The organism is Acaryochloris sp. IP29b_bin.148 (assembly GCF_028285565.1).
Taxonomy (GTDB): Bacteria; Cyanobacteriota; Cyanobacteriia; order Thermosynechococcales; family Thermosynechococcaceae; genus Acaryochloris.
The window spans coordinates 22122-28523 of the sequence record NZ_JANQOY010000170.1 but is presented as its reverse complement, the minus strand read 5'-3'; the positions used below and the strand labels follow the sequence as shown (position 1 = coordinate 28523).

The window sequence follows — 6402 nt, the reverse complement described above, 5'->3', positions numbered from 1 at the left end:
GAGTGCGTCCACAAAGGGGATGGCAAGGGTCAATGATGGTAACCGTTTTCTCTGGTGATAATCTACGACCAATAGGGGTATTGTCTTGGTTGGATTTTGACGCTCAGTGGAGAAGACACGGTTGCAAATTATCAAAAAGCTTTGCGCACAGTAACCTACAACAATACTGCTGAAGAGCCTGATACAACAGATCGTATGATTCAGTTTGTTATTGATGATGGTCAAGATCACAGCAATATCAGTGCTGTAGCAACCACAACGCTTTCATTCACGTCATTTAATCAACTTGACGGCACAGATCGCTCAGATCAAATACTGGGAACCTCTGAAGCCGATTTAGTTCAAGGCTTTAAAGGCAATGATTTCCTGTCGGGACAATCTGGGGATGACTCTTTGCGAGGGGGTAACGGCAATGACAAATTATTCGGTAATCAGGGTAATGACAGTCTCAAGGGTGGGCGAGGAAATGATGCCCTATTCGGCGGGCAGGACGACGATATCCTCAGAGCGGGGATGGGTAAGGATCTTCTGTTTGGGAATAAGGGTGATGACCAGCTCCTAGGGCAGCATGGAGATGATGCCTTATACGGTGGGCTAGGTAACGATGACCTTCAAGGCGGACGCGGTCGAGATTTGCTCAATGGGGGAAGCGGTAATGATATTCTCTCAGGAGCAGGTAGCAGCGATTATTTATTTGGCGGGCAAGGCAGCGATCAGTTTGTCTTGAGTGCTGGCAATGGCACGGACATTATCTTTGATTACCAAGATGGTGTTGACTCTTTTGTCTTAGTCGATCTGAGTTTCGATGATTTAGAGGTTCGGCAAGAGTTCGGACAAACAATTATCCAGGTAAACACAACCCAGGAAGTGTTGGGTATCTTATTAGGTGTAAAAGCTAGCAGCATCGATCAAACCGATTTTTCATCGTAACGACATCCAGGCTGCAATTCCTATGTGTTGTGGAGATTATTTTTCTGAAATCGTTCTCTCAACAACAAGAACCTACCGCATGCTGTCTACCTGTTATTACAGGCGTAGCAAGATTCACATAGAGATGCAGCCTAAATCGTTATGACCCTTGTCGGAGCTTGTCTAGAACACTTTGATCTTCCATCGTAGACGCATCGCCAGCGATATCTTCACCACTGGCTAAGTTCCGTAAGAACCGCCGAATAATTTTGCCAGAGCGGGTTTTAGGCAAAGCATCGGCAAAGCGAATCTCACCCGGACGGGCAATCACCCCAATCTCATTGACCACATGCTGCTTCAGTTCAGCATTGAGTTCATCACTAGGGGGATGGGTATTTTCTAAAGTGACAAAGGCAAACACATCTTCGCCTTTAAGATCATCTGGACGACCGACCACAGCGGCTTCTGCCACGGCAGGATGGGAGACTAGAGCAGACTCAATCTCCATCGTACCTAGACGGTGCCCAGACACATTGATCACGTCATCGACGCGGCCCATAATCCAGAAATAACCATCCTCGTCTCGGCGAACCCCATCCCCAGCAAAGTATACGTACTTGCCATCTTTGGGAGGGATATGTTCCCAGTAGGTCTTTCGGAACCGATCGTCATCACCGTAAACAGTGCGCATCATGCTGGGCCAGGGGTGGCGGACCACCAAATAGCCCCCTTCGTTGTCGGCCACGGGGTTACCATCCAAATCGACAACATCTGCCAAAATTCCTGGAAAGGGACGAGTGGCCGAGCCGGGTTTAGTGGCAGTGGCACCAGGGAGGGGCGTAATCATAAAACCCCCCGTTTCCGTTTGCCACCAGGTATCGATGATTGGACATTTGCCACCACCAATCACCTGTTGATACCAGATCCAGGCTTCTGGATTAATGGGTTCACCCACGGTACCTAAAATTCGGAGAGAAGATAAATCACGGGCTTGGGGATGCTGATCGCCCAATTTGATAAAGGCACGGATCGCCGTCGGTGCCGTATAGAAGATATTAACGCCGTACTTTTCTACCACATCCCAGAGACAGCCTGGGTTAGAGGCCCGAGGGGCTCCTTCATACATCAAGGAAGTCGCACCATTAGAGAGGGGACCATAGACAATATAGCTATGACCGGTAATCCAGCCTACGTCCGCTGTACACCAGTAGACATCGTTCTCCTTCAGGTCAAAAGCCCATTTGCAGGTCATATGGGTGTAAAGGTTGTAGCCACCCGTGGTATGTACCACCCCTTTAGGCCGTCCGGTAGTACCACTGGTATAGAGAATAAACAGCATATCTTCGCTGTCCATGGGTTCGGGCGGACAGTCTGCGGAGGCAGCCGGGACTAGTTCATGCCACCAATGATCGCGATTCGGTGCCATAGTGACATCGGCCTTGGTGCGCTGTACCACCAGCACGTTTTTAACACTGGGGACACCATTATCGGCTAAGGCTTTGTCGACAGCGACTTTTAAGGGGACGGCCTTATCTTTGCGAAAGCCGCCATCGGCAGTAATTACAGCTTTGGCTTCGGCATCGTTAAGGCGATCCTTGAGAGCTTCAGCACTGAACCCGCCAAAGATGACGGTGTGAGGGGCACCGATGCGGGCGCAGGCTAACATTGCGATCGCAGCTTCCGGGACCATCGGCATATAAATACCGACCCGGTCGCCTTTGCTGACGCCGAGCTGCTTGAGCACGTTAGCGGCCTGACAAACTTCCCGATGCAGTTGAGCATAGGTGAGGGTGCGCGAATCTCCCGGTTCCCCTTCCCAAATCAGGGCGGCTTTGTTGCGTCGTCCGGTTTTTAGGTGACGATCCAAGCAGTTATAGGTGATATTGAGCTTGCCACCCACAAACCATTTGGCAAAGGGCGGTTGCCAATCTAGAACCGTATCCCATTTTTCAAACCAGTCCAGTTCCTGTTCTGCCAGTTCAGCCCAAAAGGCTTGGGGGTCAGCTTCTGCTTTGGCATATAGCTGCTCATATTCTTCAGCACTTTTGATCTCGGCTTGTGCTGCTAAATCTGCAGGTGGTTGAAACAGCCGTTGTTCTTGCAGGATAGATTCAATCGTGGGTTGTGACATAGCCCTTATTCACCAGCGTCTGGATCAATGCGCAGAAGAGGAAACCTTACAATCTGCACTGTTGATCAATACGGTCGCATAAAATGCGATCGCAATTCTTTAAGCTTTTGTGATCAGCGAACAATAACACTTCAGATCGTCTAGAGAGCTGAATTTCAGTCCAAGCCGCTTCAATCACAACCCTTAACTGCTCTACAGATATTGCAGCCCAGTTAATGAAATCCACGGATGATCGTACTGGCTGGCGTAGTAATGAAGACCTCTATAGCCCCAATGATGAATATTCATGAAGTGCCAATCTGCAATATGACGTTCCCTCCCGTGGGCAATTTGCAGTACCCATCAGCACCACGATGGTTCGGTCGAGATCCATCTCTTTTCCTGATAAGAACGAGGACCTTCAGTGCTCTTGCCATATATGGGTGGTATTGACATTGCTGTTAGCGCCGAGGCAACCTTGCCGCACCACACGATTCATCCATGGCGAGTTTAAATAACGGTTGTCCACCATTTGTCTGCAATTTGGACTACCGTTTATGGTGGATACACAGATTGATCCAACAGTCTTTGCTTATTTTCCTTTATCCATTCATTGATTGTGGTTCTTTCAACTTCTACTATCCTTCAACAGCTCGTTCCCCTAGTGGGTGCAGAGCAGGTGTTGCCCTGGGCAGAGGTGGCTTTACTCTCTACCGATCAAGCTCAGCAGATCTTTGGCGAGAATACTCTGCCGTCCTATATCGTTTTTCCGCGTACTCAAGCTGAATTAGCTGCTGTGATTGCAGAGGCCCACCAACAGCACTGGCGGTTGTTAATCTGTGGTCAAGCCAGCAAACTGCATTGGGGCGGTCTCACCCAACAGATTGATTTGGTGGTCTGTACCCAATCTCTCAATCGCGTGGTGGCCCATGCGACGGGCGACTTAACCGTCACGGTGGAAGCCGGGCTATCGCTAGCAGCGCTGCAAACCGAACTCGCCCAATTTCGACAATTTGTAGCTCTTGATCCGGCCTATCCTGAGACAGCCACCCTGGGCGGACTGATTGCCACCCGTGATAGCGGCAGCTTAAGGCATCGCTATGGCAGCTTACGGGATATGTGTATTGGCATTACCGTCATTCGTGCGGATGGCCAAGCAGCTAAGGCAGGCGGCCGGGTGGTTAAAAATGTCGCCGGTTATGACTTGATGAAGCTAATGACGGGGGCCTTTGGCACTTTAGGGGTGATTTCTGAAGTTACCTTGCGTCTCTATCCGTTATCAGAAGCCTCAACAACGGTTGTTATGGGCGGCACTGAGGCTCAAATAACCGAAGTGACGCGTACATTGCTCAAAAGCACCTTGACGCCAACAGCGGTCGATTTACTGTCTGCTTCCACATTGCCAGCAGGAACGATAGATGGCGAGCTGGGCTTAGCCGTACGCTTTCAAAGTGTAGAAGAAAGCGTAGTGGCTCAATGCGATCGCATGCTGAAACTGGCCCAAGGGCTATCGAGTCTCACCCTCACCGCTGACCGAGATACAGAATTTTGGCAACAGCTCACCCATCAGTTCTGGCAACCGCCGCAATCGACCGCCCTGGTCTGTAAATTAGGCGTTCTGCCTGCCCAAGCGTCCCGATTACTAGCGCAGTTTGAGCAGTATTGCCAATCCCAAAAGATTGCCTGCTGGAGCCGCATTCATGCCGGTAGCGGCACTGGCGTCCTGCGATTAGAACATCAAGGGATAGGCAAAGACCCCTCTCCTGCGGTTGAATGGATAGGAGCGTTGCGATCGCACTGTCAAAACGCCCAAGGATTTTTAACGGTTTTAGACGCCCCGCCAGCCCTCAAGCGCAGCCTTGATATTTGGGGATATTCTGGCAACACCCTCGCCAGTATGAAACAGCTCAAACAGCAATTTGACCCCCATACTATTTTGAACCCCGATCGTTTTGTTGGTGGAATTTAATGCCTACGTCTGAATCCCCTCGTTCTTTGCAGGTTACGACTGCCCAGATGGATCTGTCGATTTCAGAACAGACGGCGCAGCCAACAAAGACGCCATCTGCTGAACAATCATTGATCGACAACTGCGTTCACTGTGGGTTTTGTCTATCCACTTGTCCCAGCTATCGGGTGATTGGTAAAGAAACTGATTCTCCACGGGGCCGAGTCTATTTAATGAATGGCCTCAACCAAGGTGAATTCACCCTGACGGACGCTACCGTTGAGCATTTTGATACCTGTCTTGGCTGTTTGGCCTGCGTCAGTACCTGCCCCTCAGGAGTGGAGTATGACCAGCTGATTACCGTCGCACGGGCTCAGATTGAGCAAAATTATCAGCGCAGCTTACCGCAACGATTGCTGCGGAAAATGCTATTTTCCTTATTGCCCTATCCGCAGCGACTACGACGTCTGCTCGGTCCCCTACAGCTGTATCAAAAGACAGGTATGCAAGCCCTGCTCCGCCAAACCGGATTGCTGGAGCGGTTGCTGCCGAAGTCCTTAGTGGCAATGGAGTCTTTGTTACCGCCGATTCAGTCCCAAGCCTTTTCGGATCCAGGACCTGAAATTTTTCCCGCCCAAGGCGAACGCCGCTATCGTGTTGGCATGATCTTGGGCTGTATCCAGCGCCTCTTTTTGTCGGAAGTGAATCAGGCCACGATTCGGGTGCTCACCGCCAACGGCTGCGAAGTGGTGATTCCCAAAAGCCAGGGGTGCTGTGCCGCTTTGCCCCATCACCAAGGCCAAGTGGACCAAGCCCAAGATTTGGCACGGCAGATGATTGATAGCTTTGCCGATACTGAACTGGATGCGGTAATTATCAACGCCTCCGGCTGTGGCCATACGCTGAAGGAATATGGGCAGATTTTAAAAGAGGATGTATCGTATTGCGATCGCGCCCAAGCCTTTGCTCAAAAAGTCAAAGACGTCCAAGAATTCTTGGATGAGGTCGGCTTAACCACTCCCTTATCTCCCCTACAGGCAGAGCCACTGACGGTGGTCTATCAAGATGCCTGCCATATGCTACACGGTCAAAAAATTCAGGCCCAACCGCGCCGTCTACTCCAACAAATTCCCGGTTTAGGACTGCGCGAACCTCGCGATGCTTTTCTCTGCTGTGGCAGTGCTGGCATCTACAACATCCTCCAGCCAGAGATTGCCGAGGAGTTAGGTCAACAAAAAGTGCAGAACCTCACCCAAACGGGAGCCACCTTAATTGCCTCGGCGAATGTGGGCTGTACGATGCAGATTCGCAAACATTTGGATGCCCAGGATCACACCACTCCTGTACTTCATCCCATGCAGCTTCTCGATTGCTCAATTCGCGGTGTTGCCTGGTCAACAGCGATAGGGAATGCTCAAGACAGGACGTCTTAAAC

Annotated in this window: 4 protein-coding genes; 3 read left to right on the top strand and 1 reads right to left on the bottom strand. The window is 50.6% G+C overall.

Annotation, left to right across the window (positions count from 1 at the left end; all coding sequences use genetic code 11):
* The first annotated feature begins 195 nt into the window (after window positions 1–195).
* Window positions 196–930, top strand: coding sequence for a calcium-binding protein (locus Q0986_RS15610; RefSeq protein ID WP_299412198.1), 735 nt, complete (start codon window positions 196–198; stop codon window positions 928–930).
* Between the two features lie 139 nt (window positions 931–1069).
* Here the strand turns inward: Q0986_RS15610 and acs are convergent, their stop codons facing one another.
* Window positions 1070–3040, bottom strand: coding sequence for an acetate--CoA ligase (acs, locus tag Q0986_RS15605; RefSeq protein WP_299412195.1), 1971 nt, complete (start codon window positions 3038–3040; stop codon window positions 1070–1072).
* 598 nt (window positions 3041–3638) lie between these two features.
* Here acs and Q0986_RS15600 point away from each other — a divergent pair.
* Complete coding sequence (locus Q0986_RS15600) at window positions 3639–4988, top strand: FAD-binding oxidoreductase (RefSeq protein ID WP_299412189.1); 1350 nt, start codon at window positions 3639–3641, stop codon at window positions 4986–4988.
* The gene (locus Q0986_RS15595) at window positions 4988–6400 is read left to right on the top strand and encodes a heterodisulfide reductase-related iron-sulfur binding cluster (protein WP_299412186.1); all 1413 of its coding nucleotides are present in this window, start codon (window positions 4988–4990) and stop codon (window positions 6398–6400) included. Before Q0986_RS15600 ends, Q0986_RS15595 begins: the two co-directional genes overlap by 1 nt.
* Window positions 6401–6402: the final 2 nt, after the last annotated feature.

Excerpts from the sequence above, each read along its gene's own strand:
- Q0986_RS15610 (WP_299412198.1), top strand. The coding sequence starts at position 196 with ATGATTCAGTTTGTTATTGATGATGGTCAAGATCACAGCAATATCAGT.
- acs (WP_299412195.1), bottom strand. The coding sequence starts at position 3,040 with ATGTCACAACCCACGATTGAATCTATCCTGCAAGAACAACGGCTGTTT.
- Q0986_RS15595 (WP_299412186.1), top strand. The coding sequence starts at position 4,988 with ATGCCTACGTCTGAATCCCCTCGTTCTTTGCAGGTTACGACTGCCCAG.